This window comes from Micromonospora sp. NPDC047557, from assembly GCF_043205095.1.
GTDB lineage: Bacteria > Actinomycetota > Actinomycetes > Mycobacteriales > Micromonosporaceae > Micromonospora.
In genome coordinates, this window is sequence record NZ_JBIDDK010000021.1 from 1 (window position 1) to 18,292 (window position 18,292).

Annotated in this window: 16 protein-coding genes; 8 read left to right on the forward strand and 8 right to left on the reverse strand. The window is 71.8% G+C overall.

Annotated elements, in window-relative coordinates; translation table 11 throughout:
- Positions 1-98 precede the first annotated feature (98 nt).
- On the reverse strand, positions 99-1,940 hold the full coding sequence (gene recQ / locus ACGGAQ_RS30720) for a DNA helicase RecQ (RefSeq protein WP_393055229.1): 1,842 nt from the start codon (positions 1,938-1,940) through the stop codon (positions 99-101).
- A 70-nt stretch (positions 1,941-2,010) separates the two neighbouring features.
- Positions 2,011-2,346 carry a hypothetical protein gene (locus ACGGAQ_RS30725; RefSeq protein ID WP_355134692.1) on the reverse strand — a complete coding sequence of 112 codons (336 nt, stop codon included), beginning with the start codon at positions 2,344-2,346 and terminating at the stop codon, positions 2,011-2,013.
- A 211-nt stretch (positions 2,347-2,557) separates the two neighbouring features.
- On the opposite strand from ACGGAQ_RS30725, the gene rapZ reads away from it, so the two are divergent.
- The 8 genes from rapZ to ACGGAQ_RS30765 all read left to right on the forward strand — a co-directional run bounded on the left by rapZ (position 2,558) and on the right by ACGGAQ_RS30765 (position 9,673).
- Positions 2,558-3,463, forward strand: a complete 906-nt coding sequence (gene rapZ, locus ACGGAQ_RS30730; RefSeq protein WP_355049588.1) for an RNase adapter RapZ — start codon at positions 2,558-2,560, stop codon at positions 3,461-3,463.
- Complete coding sequence (locus ACGGAQ_RS30735) at positions 3,460-4,515, forward strand: 2-phospho-L-lactate transferase CofD family protein (protein ID WP_393055231.1); 1,056 nt, start codon at positions 3,460-3,462, stop codon at positions 4,513-4,515. The genes rapZ and ACGGAQ_RS30735 overlap by 4 nt, the downstream gene beginning before the upstream one ends.
- 54 nt (positions 4,516-4,569) lie before the next feature.
- Positions 4,570-5,550, forward strand: a complete 981-nt coding sequence (gene whiA, locus ACGGAQ_RS30740) for a DNA-binding protein WhiA (protein ID WP_074312802.1) — start codon at positions 4,570-4,572, stop codon at positions 5,548-5,550.
- Positions 5,551-5,811: 261 nt separating this feature from the next.
- Complete coding sequence (gap, locus tag ACGGAQ_RS30745) at positions 5,812-6,816, forward strand: type I glyceraldehyde-3-phosphate dehydrogenase (RefSeq protein ID WP_393055233.1); 1,005 nt, start codon at positions 5,812-5,814, stop codon at positions 6,814-6,816.
- Positions 6,813-8,036, forward strand: coding sequence for a phosphoglycerate kinase (locus ACGGAQ_RS30750; RefSeq protein ID WP_393055235.1), 1,224 nt, complete (start codon positions 6,813-6,815; stop codon positions 8,034-8,036). The genes gap and ACGGAQ_RS30750 overlap by 4 nt, the downstream gene beginning before the upstream one ends.
- Before the next feature lie 2 nt (positions 8,037-8,038).
- Complete coding sequence (tpiA, locus tag ACGGAQ_RS30755; RefSeq protein WP_354860375.1) at positions 8,039-8,830, forward strand: triose-phosphate isomerase; 792 nt, start codon at positions 8,039-8,041, stop codon at positions 8,828-8,830.
- 98 nt (positions 8,831-8,928) lie between these two features.
- Positions 8,929-9,189 carry a preprotein translocase subunit SecG gene (gene secG / locus ACGGAQ_RS30760; RefSeq protein ID WP_393055307.1) on the forward strand — a complete coding sequence of 87 codons (261 nt, stop codon included), beginning with the start codon at positions 8,929-8,931 and terminating at the stop codon, positions 9,187-9,189.
- A gap of 139 nt (positions 9,190-9,328) precedes the next feature.
- Positions 9,329-9,673, forward strand: coding sequence for an RNA polymerase-binding protein RbpA (locus tag ACGGAQ_RS30765; RefSeq protein ID WP_354860378.1), 345 nt, complete (start codon positions 9,329-9,331; stop codon positions 9,671-9,673).
- 33 nt (positions 9,674-9,706) lie between these two features.
- Here ACGGAQ_RS30765 and pgl read toward each other — a convergent pair whose 3' ends face one another.
- The 6 genes from pgl to tkt all read right to left on the reverse strand — a co-directional run bounded on the left by pgl (position 9,707) and on the right by tkt (position 18,241).
- Positions 9,707-10,477, reverse strand: coding sequence for a 6-phosphogluconolactonase (pgl, locus tag ACGGAQ_RS30770; RefSeq protein ID WP_354860379.1), 771 nt, complete (start codon positions 10,475-10,477; stop codon positions 9,707-9,709).
- Positions 10,478-10,597: 120 nt separating this feature from the next.
- Entirely contained in the window at positions 10,598-11,614 is a 1,017-nt protein-coding gene (locus ACGGAQ_RS30775; protein ID WP_393055238.1) for a glucose-6-phosphate dehydrogenase assembly protein OpcA, read from the reverse strand.
- Positions 11,611-13,161, reverse strand: coding sequence for a glucose-6-phosphate dehydrogenase (zwf, locus tag ACGGAQ_RS30780; RefSeq protein ID WP_354860403.1), 1,551 nt, complete (start codon positions 13,159-13,161; stop codon positions 11,611-11,613). Before zwf ends, ACGGAQ_RS30775 begins: the two co-directional genes overlap by 4 nt.
- 63 nt (positions 13,162-13,224) lie before the next feature.
- Positions 13,225-14,874: a glucose-6-phosphate isomerase gene (locus ACGGAQ_RS30785; RefSeq protein WP_393055240.1), complete on the reverse strand. Its 1,650-nt coding sequence runs from the start codon at positions 14,872-14,874 to the stop codon at positions 13,225-13,227.
- Positions 14,875-14,911: 37 nt separating this feature from the next.
- Positions 14,912-16,087 carry a transaldolase gene (gene tal / locus ACGGAQ_RS30790; RefSeq protein ID WP_393055242.1) on the reverse strand — a complete coding sequence of 392 codons (1,176 nt, stop codon included), beginning with the start codon at positions 16,085-16,087 and terminating at the stop codon, positions 14,912-14,914.
- Between the two features lie 15 nt (positions 16,088-16,102).
- The gene (tkt, locus tag ACGGAQ_RS30795) at positions 16,103-18,241 is read right to left on the reverse strand and encodes a transketolase (protein ID WP_393055244.1); all 2,139 of its coding nucleotides are present in this window, start codon (positions 18,239-18,241) and stop codon (positions 16,103-16,105) included.
- Positions 18,242-18,292 lie beyond the last annotated feature (51 nt).

Below are 18,292 nucleotides of genomic sequence, written 5' to 3' on the forward strand. Positions count from 1 at the left end.
GCTACGCCACCAGCTGACCCCACCAGCACCACCACACCCAGCACCACCACCGACAAGGGCCGGACCCCACCACGGGGCCCGGCCCTTTCGGCATGCCGTCAGTCGGTCGCGAGGACGGCCAGGATCTGCTCGCCGTACTTGGCGAGCTTGTTCTCGCCGACCCCGCTGACCCGCGACAGCTCGGCCAGCGAGGTGGGCGCGTCACTCGCGATCTGCCGGAGGGTGGCGTCGTGGAAGATGACGTACGCCGGCACGCCCTGTTCCTTGGCGGTGGCCGCCCGCCAGGCGCGCAGCCGCTCGAAGACCGACGCGGCCGCCGGGGTGAGCTCGGCGACGACGGTGGCCGCCCCGCGCGGCTTCGACGACCGGCTCGACGCGGGCCGCTCCGGCTCGCGGCGCATCGTGACGGTACGGCGGCGGCCCAGCACATCGGCGCTGGCCTCGGTCAGCGCGAGGGTGCCGTAGTCGCCCTCCACGGCGAGCAGCCCTTCGGCGAGGAGTTGCCGGACCACGCCCCGCCACTCGGCCTCGCTCAGCTCCGTGCCGATGCCGAAGACGGTCAGCGAGTCGTGACCGTACTGGCTGATCTTGTCGGTCTGCTTGCCGAGCAGGATGTCGATGCAGTGCCCGGCGCCGAACCGCTGGTTGCGTTCGCGGTCGAGGCGGAACACGGCGGAGAGCAGCTTCTGGGCGGCGACGGTGCCGTCCCACGACTCCGGTGGGTTGAGGCAGGTGTCGCAGTTGCCGCAGGCCGTCGGGGTCGTCTCGCCGAAGTACTCGAGCAGCTGCACCCGTCGGCAGCGGACCGTCTCGCAGAGCGCGAGCATCGCGTCCAGGTGTGCGGCGAGGTTGCGCCGGTGCGCGAGGTCCCCGTCGGACGTCTCGATCATCTTGCGCTGCTGGACAACGTCCTGCAGGCCGTACGCCAGCCAGGCGGTGGACGGCAGCCCGTCGCGGCCGGCGCGGCCGGTCTCCTGGTAGTAGCCCTCGACGGACTTGGGTAGGTCGAGGTGGGCGACGAAGCGCACGTCCGGCTTGTCGATGCCCATCCCGAAGGCGATGGTGGCCACCATGACCAGGCCGTCCTCGCGCAGGAAACGTTGCTGGTTGGCGGCGCGGGTGGCCGCGTCCAGACCGGCGTGGTACGGCAGCGCGGCGACGCCGTTGGCGACGAGGAACTCGGCGGTCTTGTCCACCGAGGCGCGGGACAGGCAGTAGACGATCCCGGCGTCGCCGGGGTGCTCGTCGCGCAGCAGGGCCAGCAGTTGCTTGCGGGGTTCCCGCTTGGGCACGATCCGGTACTGGATGTTGGGCCGGTCGAAGCTGGCCACGAAGTGCCGCGCGTCGTCGAGCCCCAGCCGGCTGGCGATCTCGGTGCGGGTGGCGCTCGTCGCGGTGGCGGTCAGCGCGATGCGGGGGACCTGCGGCCAGCGCTCGTGCAGCATCGACAGCGCCAGGTAGTCGGGCCGGAAGTCGTGCCCCCACTGGGACACGCAGTGCGCCTCGTCGATCGCGAACAGGGAGATGCGCCCCCGGTCCAGCAGGGCGAGGGTGGAGCGGACGCCGAGCGCCTCCGGCGCCAGGTAGAGCAGGTCCAGTTCGCCGGCGACGAACGCGGCCTCCACCCGCCGCCGGGCGTCCAGGGTCTGGGTCGAGTTGAGGAAGCCGGCGCGGACACCGACCGCGGTGAGCGCGTCCACCTGGTCCTGCATGAGCGCGATCAGCGGGGAGACGACGACCGCGACACCCTCGCGGACCAGGGCCGGGATCTGGTAGCACAGCGACTTGCCGCCACCGGTGGGCATCAGCACCAGCGCGTCGCCACCGGCGACGACATGGTCGATGACCTGCTGCTGGAAGCCGCGGAAGGCGTCGTAGCCGAACACCCGGCGCAGCACCGGCAGCGCGTCCTCGGTACGCAGGTCGGTGGGGGAAGCCATTCGCGGAGTCTACGAGCCGACCCCGACACCGCTCGCCCGGCGCACCCGGGCACACCGGACGAGCGTGCGGTCAGCTGGACCGGTTGGCCAGGCCGCGCGGCGGGGCCTTCATCCCGACGACGATGTCGACGATCTCGATGTAGCGGGCCTTGGCCCCCATCCGGAACGCGGTGGCAGCGGCGTTGATCTCCTCGAGGGTGTCGGCCTCCACCATCGTCACCTGGTCGTACTTCCCGTTGACCCCGGTGCAGACGACGTGGGTGAGCTGCTTGGCGAAGCGGCCCAGATCCCGGGCGTGCTCGGCGGAGACCTCGTGGATGCCCTCCCGGCCGAGGGCGAAATACTCCGGACTGATCCGCATGAACAGGAAACCGACGTACTTGTTCTTGTCCGCCAGATCGTGCATCGCACCCTCCCAGATGTCGGCCTTGACCTGCGGTGATCACGAAGAGCGTATAGATGAGCACTGATCGTCATCAAGGGCCAGGGCTGTCGGGAGGGCGACCCGCGGTCCCCGGGTGCGGACGCGCCCGGCCCGGCGCCGGCCGGCGGGATAGAGTCGCTGATTGACCAATCGCGGCCGATGGCGGCCGCGGCGCCACGGCTTGGGGGTACGGGTGAGCGAGGCGCACACAGCCGGTGACGGGCAGCCGACGGCCGAGTCGGAGACCACCCTGGTGGTGGTCACCGGGCTGTCCGGTGGCGGTCGCAGCACCGTCGCCCGGGCGTTGGAGAACGTCGGTTACTACGTCGTGGACAACCTGCCGCAGGCGCTCATGCTCGACATGGCCGAGCTGGCGTTCAAGGCCGGCGGCGCCGCCCGGCGTACGGCGATGGTCCTGGACGTGCGCTCGCGGGCCTTCTCCACCGACCTGGCCGGGGCGATCCGCGAGCTGAAGGAGCGGGGCTTCTCGCCCCGGGTGGTGTTCGTCGACGCCGACGACGAGGTGTTGATCCGGCGTTTCGAGAGCGTTCGGCGTTCGCACCCGTTGCAGGGCGACGGGCGGCTGGCCGACGGCATCGCCGTGGAGCGCGGGCTGTTGGAGGAGGCCCGCGACCAGGCCGACGTGATCATCGACACCAGCCACCTGAACGTCAACCAGCTGCGTCGGCGCATTGAGGAGCTGTTCGGCGGCGAGGACGCCCGCCGGCTGCGGGTCACCGTGCTGTCGTTCGGCTTCAAGTACGGCCTGCCGCCGGACGCCGACTTCGTGCTGGACGCCCGGTTCCTGCCCAACCCGTACTGGGTGCCGGAGCTGCGCGAGCACACCGGGCGGGAGGAGGCGGTCAGCGCGTACGTGCTGGGTCAGGAGGGCGCGGACGCCTTCGTCGCCTCATACGCCGACCTGGTCAACGCCACCACCACCGGGTTCGAGCGGGAGGGCAAGCGGTACCTGACGGTCGCCGTGGGCTGCACCGGCGGCAAACACCGCAGCGTGGCCATCGCCGAGGAGCTGGCCGGTCGGCTGCGCCAGTCGGGGCTGGCCGCCAACGCGCAGCACCGCGACCTGGGGCGGGAATGACGGCGCGTCGGGTGGTGGCGTTCGGCGGAGGGCACGGGTTGTCCGCGTCGCTGCGCGCGCTGCGCCACTGCGCCCCCGAACTCGATCTGGACATCACCGCGGTGGTCACGGTCGGTGACGACGGCGGTTCCAGCGGCCGGCTGCGCGCCGAACGGGGCGGCCTGCCCCCGGGTGACCTGCGCCAGGCGCTGGTGGCGCTGGCCGGCGACCACCCCGCCACGCGACGCAGCGCCGGGCTGTTCCAGCACCGCTTCGCCGCAGTGCCGGCGCTCGGCGTACCCCCGGACGGCGGGACCGACGCGGACCCGGCGGCGGCGGGCGGCCCGGAGTCGCGCGGCGCGGACCCGACGGCCGCGCGCACCGACGGGCTGGCCGGGCACGCGGTGGGCAACCTGGTGCTCTGCGGTCTCATGGAGCTGCTCGGCGACCCGGTGGCCGCGTTGGAACACGCCGGGGCGATGCTCGGCACGGTCGGGCGGGTCCTGCCGATGTCGCGCCAGCCGGTCGGCATCGAGGCGCGGGTGCGCGGCGCCGACCCGAGTGCCCCCGACGAGGTGCGCACCGTACGCGGTCAGCACCAGGTGGCGGTCACCACCGGGCGGGTCGAGTCGCTGCGCCTCACCCCGGCCGCCCCGGCGGCCTGCGCCGAGGCCCTGGCGGCGATCGGCGCGGCGGACTGGTTGATCTTCGGGCCGGGCAGCTGGTACACGAGTGTGCTGCCGCACCTGCTGGTGCCGCAGCTGGCCGACGCGATCGTGTCCAGCTCGGCCCGGCGGCTGGTCACGCTGAACCTGGCCGCGGAGAAGGAGACCCTCGGCCTCTCGGTCGCCGATCATCTGGCGGCGTTGCGCTGGTACCTGCCCGAGCTCAAGGTTGATCTCGTGCTCGCGGACGCCAAGGCGGTGGGTGACCCTGAACCGGTCGAACGTGCGGCAGAATCGCTGGGTGCCCGCCTGGTCCTCGCCCCCGTCGCCGTCATCGACGGCACTCCCCGCCATGATCCGGCTGCCCTGGGCGCCGCGCTGGTGCCTGTCCTGGGCGCCGATCGTTAGACACGTACGTAATCTCCGGCGACACGCCGGAACAGGTCCGTGAGGGGACGCACAATGGCGATGACGGCTGCGGTCAAGGACGAGCTGAGTCGGGTCGACGTGCCCAAGCCCTGCTGTCGGCGGGCGGAGATGGCGGCGCTGCTGCGCTTCGCCGGCGGGCTGCACATCGTCTCCGGCCGGGTGGTGGTGGAGGCTGAGCTGGACACCGGCGCGGTGGCGCGTCGGTTGCGCCGGGAGATCGCCGAGGTCTACGGCTACCCCAGCGAGATCCACGTGCTGGCTTCCGGTGGGCTGCGCAAGGGCAGCCACTTCATCGTCCGCGTGGTCAAGGACGGTGAGGCGCTCGCACGGCAGACCGGCCTGCTGGACGTGCGCGGCCGGCCGGTGCGCGGGCTGCCCCCGCACGTGGTGGCGGCCAACGTCTGCTGCGCGGTCTCGGCATGGCGGGGCGCGTTCATGGCGCACGGCTCGCTCACCGAGCCCGGCCGCTCCAGCGCGCTGGAGATCACCTGCCCGGGGCCGGAGTCGGCGCTGGCGCTGGTCGGCGCGGCCCGGCGGATCGGCATCACCGCGAAGAACCGCGAGGTGCGCGGGGTGGATCGGGTGGTGGTCAAGGACGGCGACGCGATCGCGGCGCTGCTCACCCGCATCGGCGCGCACTCCAGCGTGCTGGCCTGGGAGGAGCGCCGGGTCCGCCGCGAGGTGCGGGCCACCGCCAACCGGCTGGCCAACTTCGACGACGCCAACCTGCGCCGCTCGGCGCGCGCCGCCGTCGCCGCCGCCGCCCGGGTGACCCGGGCGCTGGAGATCCTGGCCGACGAGGCGCCCAACCACCTCACCGACGCAGGGAGGCTGCGCCTGGAGCACCGGCAGGCGTCGCTGGAGGAGCTGGGCGCGCTGGCCGAGCCTCCGCTGACCAAGGACGCCATCGCCGGACGGATCCGCCGTCTGCTCGCGCTGGCCGACAAGCGGGCCCGGGACCTCGGCATCCCGGATACCGAAGCGGCCGTCACGCCCGACATGCTCGTGGTCTGATAGGACGGTGGGGCCGTACGGTGCGCCGGGAGCACGACCCGGCGCGGCGTGGTCTCACGCGCTCGGATAAGGTCGCTGAGTACGGCAAGGGGGCCGACACGGGCACTCCTCGTCGTGCTTACCGCCTCGGGCGGTCAGGTCCTCAGACCGCGGCGGGGTGCCGAGACGAACCGTCAACGGCCGGCTCCAACGGTCGGCGCACACCACTCCGCCGGCCCGTTGTCTGAAGCCGGCAGACCAGAACGCGAGGAGATGGGACCTGTGACCATCCGGGTTGGCATCAACGGCTTCGGCCGAATCGGCCGGAACTTCTTCCGGGCAGTGCTGGCGTCCGACGCCGACATCGAGGTCGTGGCGGTGAACGACCTCACCGACAACGGCACGCTCGCCCACCTGCTCAAGTACGACAGCATCCTCGGCCGCCTGCCGTACGAGGTCAAGGCCACCGCCGACGAGATCACCGTCGGTGGCAAGACCATCAAGGCGTACGCCGAGAAGGACCCGGCGGCGCTGCCGTGGGGTGAGGTCGGCGCGGACGTCGTCATCGAGTCGACCGGCTTCTTCACCGACGCCACCAAGGCCAAGGCGCACGTCGACGGCGGCGCCAAGAAGGTCATCATCTCCGCTCCGGCGAAGAACGAGGACGTCACCGTCGTCATGGGTGTCAACCACGACACCTACGACCCGGCGAAGCACACCATCATCTCCAACGCCTCGTGCACCACCAACTGCCTCGCGCCCATGGCGAAGGTCCTGCACGACACGTTCGGCATCCAGCACGGTCTGATGACGACGATCCACGCGTACACCCAGGACCAGAACCTGCAGGACGCGCCGCACAAGGACCTGCGCCGCGCCCGGGCCGCCGCGCTCAACATCGTGCCGACCTCGACCGGCGCCGCGAAGGCCATCGGCCTGGTGCTGCCGGACCTGAAGGGCAAGCTCGACGGGTACGCGCTGCGGGTTCCGATCCCGACCGGCTCGGTCACCGACCTCACCGTCACCGTGGGCCGTGAGACCACCGTGGACGAGGTCAACGCCGCGCTGAAGGCCGCCGCGGACGGCCCGCTCAAGGGCATCCTGGTCTACAACGAGGACCCGATCGTCTCCACCGACATCGTCACCGACCCGGCGTCGTGCATCTTCGACGCGCCGCTGACCAAGGTCGTCGGCAACCAGGTCAAGGTCGTCGGCTGGTACGACAACGAGTGGGGCTACTCCAACCGCCTGGTCGACCTGGTCAAGCTGGTCGGTTCGTCGCTGTGAGCATCCGGACCCTCGACGACCTGCTCGCCGAGGGGGTGTCGGGTCGGCGCGTGCTGGTGCGCGCCGACCTGAACGTCCCGCTCGACAAGCAGACCGGTGCGATCACTGATGACGGACGCATCCGTGCCGTGCTGCCGACGCTCGGCGCGCTGGTCGAGGCCGGCGCGAAGGTGGTCGTCTGCTCGCACCTGGGCCGCCCGAAGGGCACGCCGGACCCGCAGTTCAGCCTGAGCCCGGTCGCCGGGCGGCTCGGTGAGCTGCTCGGCGCTCCGGTGCACTTCGCCACCGACACGGTCGGCGACTCGGCCCGCTCCACCGTCGCCGGCCTGGCCGACGGCCAGGTCGCCCTGCTGGAGAACCTGCGCTTCAACGCCGGTGAGACCAGCAAGGACGAGGCCGAGCGGGGCGCCTTCGCCGACCAGCTCGCCGCGTTCGGCGACGCGTACGTCGACGACGCGTTCGGCGCCGTGCACCGCAAGCACGCCAGCGTGTACGACGTGCCGGCGCGGCTGCCGCACGTGGCCGGCCGGCTGGTGCTGCGCGAGGTCGAGGTGCTCGGCAAGCTGACCGGCGACCCGGAGCGCCCGTACGTGGTGGTGCTGGGCGGTTCCAAGGTCTCCGACAAGCTGGCGGTGATCGAGGCGCTGCTGCCGAAGGTCGACCGGCTGCTCATCGGCGGCGGGATGTGCTTCACCTTCCTCAAGGCCCAGGGCCACGAGGTGGGCACCTCGCTGCTGGAGGAGGAGATGGTCGAGACCTGCCGCAACCTCCTGGAGCGCTCCGAGGGCAAGATCATGCTGCCGGTCGACGTCGTGGCCGCTACCGCCTTCTCCCCGGACGCCGATCACGACGTCTTCCCGGCGGACGGCATCCCGAGCCACCGGATCGGGCTGGACATCGGCCCGGAGACGGTCGCCGGCTTCGCCGCCGCCCTGAAGACCTCCGCGTGTGGGGATTCCGCGAACGCGCGGACGATCTTCTGGAACGGGCCGATGGGCGTGTTCGAGATGGCGCCCTTCGCCGCGGGCACCCGGGGCGTCGCCGAGGCCATCGCCGACTCCGACGCGTTCAGCGTGGTCGGTGGCGGTGACTCGGCGGCCGCGATCCGGCTCCTCGGCCTGGATGAGAAGGCGTTCGGGCACATCTCCACCGGCGGCGGCGCCTCCCTGGAGTACCTGGAGGGCAAGACCCTCCCCGGCATCGCGGCCCTGGAGAACTGAGCATGGCGAGCACGACCCGCCGGCCGTTGATGGCCGGCAACTGGAAGATGAACCTCAACCACCTCGAGGCCAACCTGCTCGTGCAGAAGCTGGCCGCGAGCCTCACCGAGAAGCAGCTCACCGAGGTCGAGACGGTCGTGCTGCCGCCGTTCACCGCCCTGCGCACCGTGCAGACGGCGGTGGACGGCGACAAGCTGCTGATCGGCTACGGCGGGCAGGACCTCTCCCCGCACACGGCGGGCGCGTACACCGGTGACATCTCCGGCGTGATGCTCGCCAAGCTCGGCTGCACGTACGTGGTGGTCGGGCACTCCGAGCGGCGGGCCTACCACCACGAGGACGACGGGTTGGTCAACGCGAAGGTGAAGGCGGCGCTCACGCACGGCCTGACCCCGATCCTCTGCGTGGGGGAGGGGCTGGACATCCGCGAGCAGGGCACCCACGTGGCGCACTGCGCCGACCAGCTCGACGGGGGCCTCGCCGGGCTCACCGCCGAGCAGGTGCGCCAGGTGGTCATCGCGTACGAGCCGGTCTGGGCGATCGGCACCGGCAAGACCGCGACGCCCGAGGACGCCCAGGAGGTCTGCGGTGCGGTCCGGCAGCGGCTGGCGGAGCGCTTCGACGCCGAGACCGCTGATGCCGTTCGGATCCTCTACGGCGGCTCGGTCAAGGCGTCCAACGTCGCCTCGATCATGGCTCAGCCGGACGTGGACGGGGGCCTGGTGGGCGGCGCCAGCCTGGACGCCGAAGAATTCGCGCAGATCTGCCGGTTCCCCGAGCACATCGCTCGCTGATCGCTCGCTATCCTGGACACCGCCCGTCCACCGGCCGGTGCCACCGTGCCCGACCTGTCCGGGCGAGGATCGCTACGAGAGGACTCCCCCCAGCCATGATGCCGATCTGGTTCGCATACACGTTGATCGTGTTGCTGGTCATCACGAGCATCCTGCTCACCCTGCTCATCCTGTTGCACCGCGGTAAGGGTGGCGGGTTGTCGAGCATGTTCGGCGGCGGTGTCAGCTCCAGCCTCGCCGGCTCCTCGGTGGCCGAGAAGAACCTGGACCGTTACACCGTTCTGGTGGGTGTCGTCTGGTTCGCGGCGATCGTCGGGCTGGGGCTCTGGCTCCGTCTCCAGTTGAACAGCGGCTCCTGAGCAGGCCCGCGAAGTCGTACAATCTGCGCGCGGTCCGTCACTCGACGGGCCGTGCGCAGTCTTTTCTCCGCTGCACCGCGTCGCCCTCCGCCCATCCCCGACGGCGGCGGGTCCCCTCCGACGACAGGAGCGAGCAGCCGTGCCCAGTGGCAACGTCATTCGCGGCGCCCGCGTCGGGTCCGCACCCATGCGCCCGGACGAGCGGCACCAACCCGCACCCCGACAGGACGTCACCTACTGGTGTCGCAACGACCACCAGACCGACATCCGGATCGCGGCCGACGCCACGGCGCCGCCGCTGTGGGACTGCCCCCGCTGCGGGCTCCCCGCCGGCCTGGACGCGCAGAACCCGCCCGGACGGGTCCGCGCCGAGCCCTACAAGAGCCACCTGGCGTACGTGAAGGAGCGGCGTACCGCCGAGGAGGGCGAGGCGCTGCTGGCGGAGGCGCTCGCCGCGCTGCGCCGCCGCCGGGGCGAAAGTTAGGCAAGGGCCCCGCGTCGGGGCCCTTGCCGTCGTTCAGCGCAGGCTACGCAGCCGGGCGGGCACGTCAGCGGCCGCCGCGCGGTCCAGCAGCCAGCGGGTACGGTCCACGCCGTGCACCCCGGCGGCCGGCAGCTGCACCGGGCCGGCGCCGGCCAGCGCCATGCCCACCGCACGTGCCTTGTCGGCGCCGCCGGCCACCAGCCAGACCTCCTCGGCGGTGTTGATCGCCGACAGGGTGAGCGTGGTCCGCACCGGCGGCGGCTTCGGGCTGCCCCGGACCGCGCTGACCGGCCGCGTCTCGTAGTGCACCGGGTGCCCGGGGAAGACCGACGCGACGTGCCCGTCCTCGCCGACACCCAGCATCAGCACGTCGAAGTGCGGTAGCGCGGCGTGCCCCGGCCGGGCGGCGCGGGCCAACTCGTCGGCGTACGCGGCGGCGGCCGCCTCCGGGTCGTTGCCGGCCGGGCCGTCGGAGGCCGGCATGGGATGCACCCGGGCCGGGTCGAGCGGCACCACGTCCAACAGGGCGGCCCGGGCCTGGGTCTCGTTGCGCTCCGGGTCGCCGGCGGGCAGGAACCGCTCGTCACCCCACCACACGTCGACCCGGGACCAGTCCACCGCGTCGCGGGCCGGCAACTGCGCCACCGCCCGGTACACGGCCGCGGCGACGCGCCCACCGGTGAGCACGATCGCGGCCTCACCCCGGTCGGCCTGCGCGTCGAGCAGCTTCACCAGCAGCCGGGCCGCCACGGCCTGCGCCAGCAGGTCGGCGTCGGCGTGGACGGCGACACTCGCCTCACTCATGGGTTGTGCCTTCGTTTCCCGACCGCGTGACGGTCGCTGTCGCGTCGTGCCCGGACGGAACGCCCGGAGGTGGCGGTGAGGGCCGGGACGTTCGTCCCGGCCCTCCCGGTTTCGTGCTGATCAGCTCTCGCCGCTCGTGCCGGTGTGCGCGGTGACCCCGGCCTCGGCGCGCTGGGCCGTGGCCGGATCCTTCCAGACGTGCACCCGCTGCGGGGGGCGCTGTTCCAGACCCCGCAGCCCGGCGGTCGCGCCCAGCGCCTCCGCGTACACCTGGTCCGCGTCCAGCCGGCGCAGCTCCTCGGCCAACTCGTCGCCGAGCGGCCGACGGACCAGCGGCAGGGCCCGGTCTTCCTGACCGGTCCGCCGGAACACCGCCAGGCTGTCCTCGCGGGTCAGCGTCAGGCGGTCGCCGTTGGCGCAGGTCAACTGCACCTCCCGCATCCGGGGGAACTCGTTGGTGTCGACCCGGCGCGGGGTGATGCCCAGCCGGCTGGACAGCCAACCGACCATCAGCGCCGCCGTCGGGTCGCTGGGTGGCGCGACGACGGTCGCCTCGGTGACCTTCGCCTCGGTGGTGTCGAACGCCCCGGCGACCAGGGTCCGCCACGGGGTGATCCGGGTCCACGCCAGGTCGGTGTCACCCGGGGCGTAGTCCCGGGCGCGCTGCCGCAGCGCCTCCACCGGGTCCGTGGCCTGCGCCGTGTCGGTGATCCTCCGGTCGGCGACCACCCCGAGGAAGTCGGTGGCGATCTCCGCCGGCGGTTCGCCGTGCCACCAGGTGACCACCGGCACGTCCGGCACCAGCAGCGGCATCACCACCGACTCCGCGTGCAGGGCGAGCCGCCCGTACATCCGGGTGACCACCGCCTCGCAGGGGCCGAGTCGGCCACCGACCACGATCTCCGCGTCCAGTCGGTTGCGTTCCCGCTCGATGTCGGAGCGGACCACGACCACCAGCCGGCACGGGTGGGCGGCGGCGGCGATGGTCGCCGCCGCCTCCGCCTCGCGGACCCGCTTCTCGTCCACCACCACGATGAGGGTGAGCGCCATACCGCTGGCCACACCACCGGCGCTGCGCCGCTCGGCGGCCAACGCCTTGACCACCTCGTTGCCGGTGGTGTCCCACAGCCCGATCATGCTCTTCTCCAAGCGCGGCCCTCGCGGGCCAGCATCTCGTCGGCCGCCCGCGGCCCCCACTCGCCGGCACGGTACGGCTCCGGCGTGGTGCCCTCCCAGGCGTGCTCCAGCGGGTCGATCACCTGCCAGCTCTGCTCGACCTCGGCCGCGTCCGGGAACAGGGTGCGGTCCCCGATCAGCACGTCCAGGACGAGGCGCTCGTACGCCTCCGGGCTGGACTCCGTGAACGCCTCGCCGTACTGGAAGTCCATCGCGATGTCGCGGACCTCCATGGTGGTGCCCGGCACCTTCGAGCCGAACTTGAGCACCACGCCCTCGTCGGGCTGCACCCGGATGACGAGCTGGTTGTTGCCCAGCGACTCCATGTCGGCGTCGTTGAACGGCAGGTGCGGCGCCTTCTTGAACATGATGGCGACCTCGGTGACCCGCCGGGGCAGCCGCTTGCCGGCCCGGATGTAGAACGGCACCTCGGCCCAGCGCCGGTTCTGGATGCCGAGCCGCACCGCCACGTACGTCTCCGTGGTGGAGTCGGGGGGAACGCCCTGCTCCTCCCGGTAGCCGACTGCGCGCTCGCCGCCCACCCAGCCGGGCAGGTACTGGCCGCGGACGGTGTCCCGGGCCACGTCCTTCGGCAGGGTGATCGCCTTGAGCACCTTCAGCTTCTCGGCGCGGATCTCGTCGGCGTCGAAGCTCGTCGGCTCCTCCATGGCCACCAGCGCCAGGAGTTGGAGCAGGTGGTTCTGCAGCACGTCACGGGCGGTGCCGACGGTGTCGTAGAAGCCGGCCCGGCTGCCGATGCCGACGTCCTCGGCCATGGTGATCTGCACCGAGTCGACGTACTTCGAGTTCCACAGCGGCTCGAACAGGTTGTTGGCGAACCGCAGGGCCAGGATGTTCTGGACGGTCTCCTTGCCCAGGTAGTGGTCGATCCGGAAGACGTCCTGGCGGGTGAACACGTCGTCGACGAGGTCGTTGAGCGCCTTCGCCGACGGCAGGTCGTTGCCGAAGGGCTTCTCCACCACCACCCGGCGCCAACCGCCGGACTTCTCGTTGTCGGCCATTCCGGTGCGGGCCAGTTGCTTGAGCACGACGGGGAACGCGGCCGGGGGGATGGAGAAGTAGAACGCCGCGTTGCCGGCGATGCCGTGACTCTGCCGCAGGTCGTCCAGCGTCGAGGCGAGCTGGTCGAAGGCCGCGTCGTCGTCGAACGACCCGCCGACGAACTTGATGTTGCCGGCCAGTCGCGCCCACACCTCGTCCCGCCACGGGGTACGGGCGTGCTTCTTCGCCGCCTCGCACGCGAGTGTCTCGAAGTCGCCGTCACCCCAGTCGCGGCGGGCGAAGCCGAGCACCACGAAACCGGGCGGCAGCAGGCCCCGGTTCGCCAGGTCGTAGACGGCGGGGAGCAGCTTCTTGCGGGCCAGGTCGCCGGTCACCCCGAAGATCACCAGAGCGCACGGCTCGGGGATCCGGGGCAACCGGCGGTCCTGCGGGTCGCGTAGCGGGTTCGTCGAGCCACCTTCGGTTCGCGCTTCCGGGGCTCGCAACCCCGGCTCACTCCTCGCGCTCACGGTGCTCCCTCGCTTCCGCTTCTGTCACAGCGTCCATCCTCACGCCCGCAGCTCACCGGCCGCGTCGAGTAGTTGGGCGACGCCGGTTGCCCGGTCGGTCAGGTGCAGCCGCAGCAGCGGCCGCTTCCGACCCGCGAGGGCCTGCCGGTCGCCGGCGGCCTGTGCCGCCTGCAACTCACCGAAGGTGTACGGCTTGCCCGGCACCGCCAGGTCCTCGGTGACCGCGCCGGTCACCTGCAGGAAGCTGCCCACCTGCGGGCCGCCCTTGTGGTACTGGCCGGTGGAGTGCAGGAACCGCGGCCCCCAGCCGAAGGTGACCGGCCGACCGGACGCGCCGGCCAGCAGCGGCCGCAGCCGGGCCGCGTCGGCGTCGGCGAAGCGGTCCAGGTACGCCATGACGGCCAGGTAACCGTCGTCGCCGAGACCGTCGAGCAGCCAGCGCAGCACGCCGGCCAGGTCACCGGGCGCGCCCTGCGGCGCGTACACCTCGATCGCGCCCTCGGTGAACGACGGCGCCTGGACCGGCAGGCCCGAGGCCAGGATCTTGTTGGTGTTCTCCTTGGACTCGGTGACGTTCGGCTGGTTGAACGGGTCGATGCCGAGCACCACGCCGGCCACCGCGGTGGCGTACTCCCAGGCCAGGAACTGCGCGCCGAGCGGGCCGTTGACGGCCACGTCCGGGTCGGCGCCGCCGCCCGGCACGTCACCGGGGGCCAGCGCGCCGCCGTAGCTGACGGTCAGCACGTCCGGCCCGGTGGCGCCGGGGCTCTGCGGAGACTCGACCACGACGGGCAGGATGCCCACCCCGGCCTTGCCGGTCGACTCGGCGATCAACTGCTCGGCCCAGTCGCCCAGGCCGTCGATGCCGGTGCCGTCGGACACCAGGGCGACCTTGTCGCGGGCCAGCGTGGCCGCGGCGCCCAGCGCGGCGCCCAGCGCCAGCGCCGGGTTGTCGCGGTCGGAGCCGAGCGACTCGGCCAACGCGTCGGCCTGGTCGATCAGCTCGGCGACCTCGACACCGGCCAGCGCGGACGGCACCAGCCCGAACGCGGTCAGCGCCGAGTACCGGCCGCCCACGTTCGGGTCGGCGAGCACGGTGAACGCGCCCATCTCGGTCGCGGTGGTCTCCAGCGGCGAACCCGGGTCGGTGACGATGACGAAGTGCCGGCCGGCCTCCGCCTCGGTCATCCCGGCGTCCAGGAACGCCTGCCAGTAGGCGCGACGGTGGCTGTCGGTCTCCACCGTCGAGCCGGACTTGCTGGCGACGACCACCACGGTGCGCTCCAGCCGGTCACCCAGGGCCGCCCGGACCTGGCCCGGGTCGGTGGTGTCCAGCACGGTCAACGGCCGGCCCAGGGTCCGCGTGATCACCTCGGGGGCGAGCGACGAGCCGCCCATGCCGGCGAGCACCACGTGGTCCAGGTCGGCCAGCTCCGCGGTCAGCTCGGCGAGCTGCACCAGCAGCTCCCGGCTGCGCCGGTGGGTGTCCACCCAGCCGAGCCGGACCTTCGCCTCGGCCTCGGCGTCCGGACCCCACAGGCTCGCGTCCTTGGCGGCCAGCCTGCCGGGGACGCCGGCCTTGACCAGCGCCTCCCGGGTCGAGGCGGGCGCGGACTTGTCGACCGCGTCCGCGCCGTACACGGCGAGCCCGGCGGCTGCCTCCACCGGCCCTGCAAGAAGGTCGCTCATGCCGCCACTCCGCTTCGCCGCATACTGATTCGCTCGCTCACGCGCCACCGGCCTTCGCGGCAGCCTTGGCGTTGCCCTTGGCCGCCTTGTTCGGAGCACCCTTGCCGCTGGCGGCCGCCTCCAGCGACTTGCGGACGCCGTCGAGCAGTTCCTGCCAGCTCGCCTCGAACTTCTCCACACCCTCGCGCTCGAGGGTGGCGATCACGTCGGCCATGTCCACCCCGACCGACTCCAGGTCCGCGAAGACCTTCCGGGCCGCGTCGTAGGCGCCGGTGATGGTGTCGCCGCGCGTCTCGCCGTGATCGGCGTACGCGTGGATGACCGACTCCGGCATGGTGTTGACCGTGCCGGGGGCGATCAGCTCCTCGACGTAGATCACGTCCCGGTAGTCCGGGTTCTTCGTCGAGGTGGAGGCCCACAGCGGCCGCTGCGGGTGCGCTCCGGCGGCCTCGAGCGCCTTCCAGCGGTCCGAGGAGAAGACCTCGGTGTAGCGCTCGTACGCCAACTGGGCGTTGGCGATGGCGGCCTTGCCCTTGAGCGCCTTGGCCTGGTCGGAGCCGATCTTCTCCAGTCGCTTGTCGACCTCTGAGTCGACGCGGGAGACGAAGAACGACGCGACCGAGCCGATGGTCGACAGGTCGTGCCCGTTGGCCTTGGCCCGCTCCAGACCGGTCAGGAAGGCCTCCATGACCGCTGAGTAGCGGTCCAGACCGAAGATCAGGGTCACGTTGACGCTGATCCCCTCGGCGAGGGTGTCGGTGATCGCCGACAGGCCCTCCTCGGTGGCCGGGATCTTGATGAAGAGGTTGGGCCGGTCGACCAGCCACCACAGCGCCTTGGCCTCGGCGACCGTCTTGTCCGCGTCGTGCGCGCTGCGCGGGTCCACCTCGATCGAGACCCGGCCGTCCACGCCGGCGCTGCCGTCGTACGACGGGCGCATCACGTCGCAGGCCCACCGTACGTCGTACGTGGTGAGCATCCGTACGGCCTCTTCCACGTCCACGCCACGAATGGCCAGGTCGCGCAACTGCCAGTTGTACTCGTCGGCGTCGCTCAACGCCTTCGCGAAGATCGTCGGGTTGGTGGTGACGCCCGCGACGTGCTTCTCACGGCGGAGCTTGTCCAGCCCGCCGGAGCTCAAACGTACCCGGGAAAGATCATCGAGCCACACCGCCACACCTGCGGCGGTGAGCTCATTCAGCTTGTCCGTCATGCCGTCCACGCTCCCTCAGTTGCCGGTCGTGAAACCGGTGATGTCGCCCACCCGGGCCAGCGAGGCGTGTGCCGCCGCCACGATCCGGTCGGGGGTGAACCCGAACTGCTCGAAGAGCACGGTGTGCGGGGCACTCGCCCCGTAGTGCTCCAGGCTGACGCTCTCGCCGAGGTCACCGACGATGCCGCGCCAGGACATGGCGATCCCGGCCTCCACGCTCACCCGTGCCTTTACCCCACGCGGGAGCACCGACTCCCGGTATGCCTCATCCTGCTCGTAGAACCACTCCTGGCAGGGCATCGAGACGACCCGGGTCGGCGTGCCGTCGGCCTCCAGCCGCTCCCGGGCGGTCAGGCAGAGCTGCACCTCGGAGCCGGTGCCGACGATGATCACCTGGGGCTTGCCGTTGGACGCCTCGGCCAGCACGTAGCCACCCTTGGCGACGCCGGCCACGTCACCCAGGACGTCCCGGTCCAGGGTCGGCAGCGGCTGGCGGCTCAGCGCCATCGCGGTCGGCCGGTCGGTGTGCTCGAGCGCCAGTCGCCAGGCCCAGGCCGTCTCGTTGGCGTCCGCCGGGCGGACCACGTCCAGGCCCGGGATGGCGCGCAGCGCGGTCAGGTGCTCCACCGGCTGGTGGGTCGGGCCGTCCTCGCCCAGGCCGATCGAGTCGTGCGTCCAGACGTACGTCACCGGCAGCTTCATCAACGCGGCCAGCCGCACCGACGGGCGCATGTAGTCGCTGAACACGAGGAACGTGCCGCCGTACGGGCGGGTGCCGCCGTGCAGCGCGATGCCGTTGAGGATCGCGCCCATGGCGTGCTCACGGATGCCAAAGTGCAGGGTCCGGCCGTACTCGTGGCCCGGGAAGTCCTTGGTGGCGTGCGAGGCCGGGATGAACGACGGCTCGCCCTTCATCGTGGTGTTGTTGCTCTCGGCCAGGTCGGCCGAACCGCCCCACAGCTCCGGCAGCACCGGCGCGAGCGCCTCCAGCACCTTTCCGGACGCGGCCCGGGTGGCCACACCCTTGGCGTCGGCGGGGAAGGTGGGCAGCGCGTCGGCCCAGCCGTCCGGCAGCACCCGGCCGGCCATCCGCTCGTAGAGCGCGGTGCGCTCCGGGTTGGCCTTCTTCCAGGCGTCGAACGCGGCGGTCCACTCCTGCTCGGCGTCGGAGCCGCGGCCCATCACCGTGCGGGCGTGACCGAGCACCTCCTCGTCGACCTGGAAGGTCTGCTCCGGGTCGAAGCCGAGGATCCGCTTGGTGGCCTTCACCTCGTCGGCGCCGAGCGCCGAGCCGTGGATCTTGCCGGTGTTCTGCTTGTTGGGCGCGGGCCAGCCGATGATGGTGCGCAGCGCGATGAAGGAGGGGCGACCGGTCTCCGCCTTGGCGGCCAGCAGCGCGGCGTGCAGCGCCTCGACGTCCTCGTGGTAGTCACCCTGGTCGGCGTCACCGCGGCGCCAGTCGACGGTCTGCACGTGCCAGCCGTACGCCTCGTAGCGGGCCGCCACGTCCTCGCTCTTGGCGATGCGGGTGTCGTCCTCGATCGAGATCTCGTTGTCGTCGTAGATCACCGTGAGGCTGCCCAGCTGCTGGTGCCCGGCGAGGGCGCTGGCCTCGTGGCTGATGCCCTCCTCGATGTCGCCGTCGGAGACGATGCACCAGATGTTGTGGTCGAAGACCGACGTGCCCGGTTCGGCCTCCGGGTCGAACAGGCCGCGCTCGCGACGGGCCGCCATGGCCATGCCGACCGCGTTGCCCAGGCCCTGCCCGAGCGGACCGGTGGTGGTCTCCACGCCCGGCGTGTGGCCGTGCTCAGGGTGACCCGGGGTCATCGAGCCCCACTGCCGCAGCGACTTGAGATCGTCCAGGCTCAGCGGGTAGCCCGAGAGGAACAGCTGGATGTAGAGGGTCAGGCTGGAGTGCCCGGCGGAGAGCACGAACCGGTCCCGGCCGGGCCAGTTCGGGTCGGCCGGGTTGTGCCGCATGACCCGGTTGAAGAGAAGGTAGGCCGCGGGCGCGAGGCTCATCGCGGTGCCCGGGTGGCCGTTGCCGGATTTCTCCACGGCGTCCATGGCCAGCACGCGGACGGTGTCGACGGCCCGGCGATCGAGGTCGGACCAGTTGAGTTCGGAGTGCTCGGGTCGTTTGGCAGCCACGATGGTTGTGCTCCTCGGCAGATGGGCGGAACCCTCACTGATGACCCTATC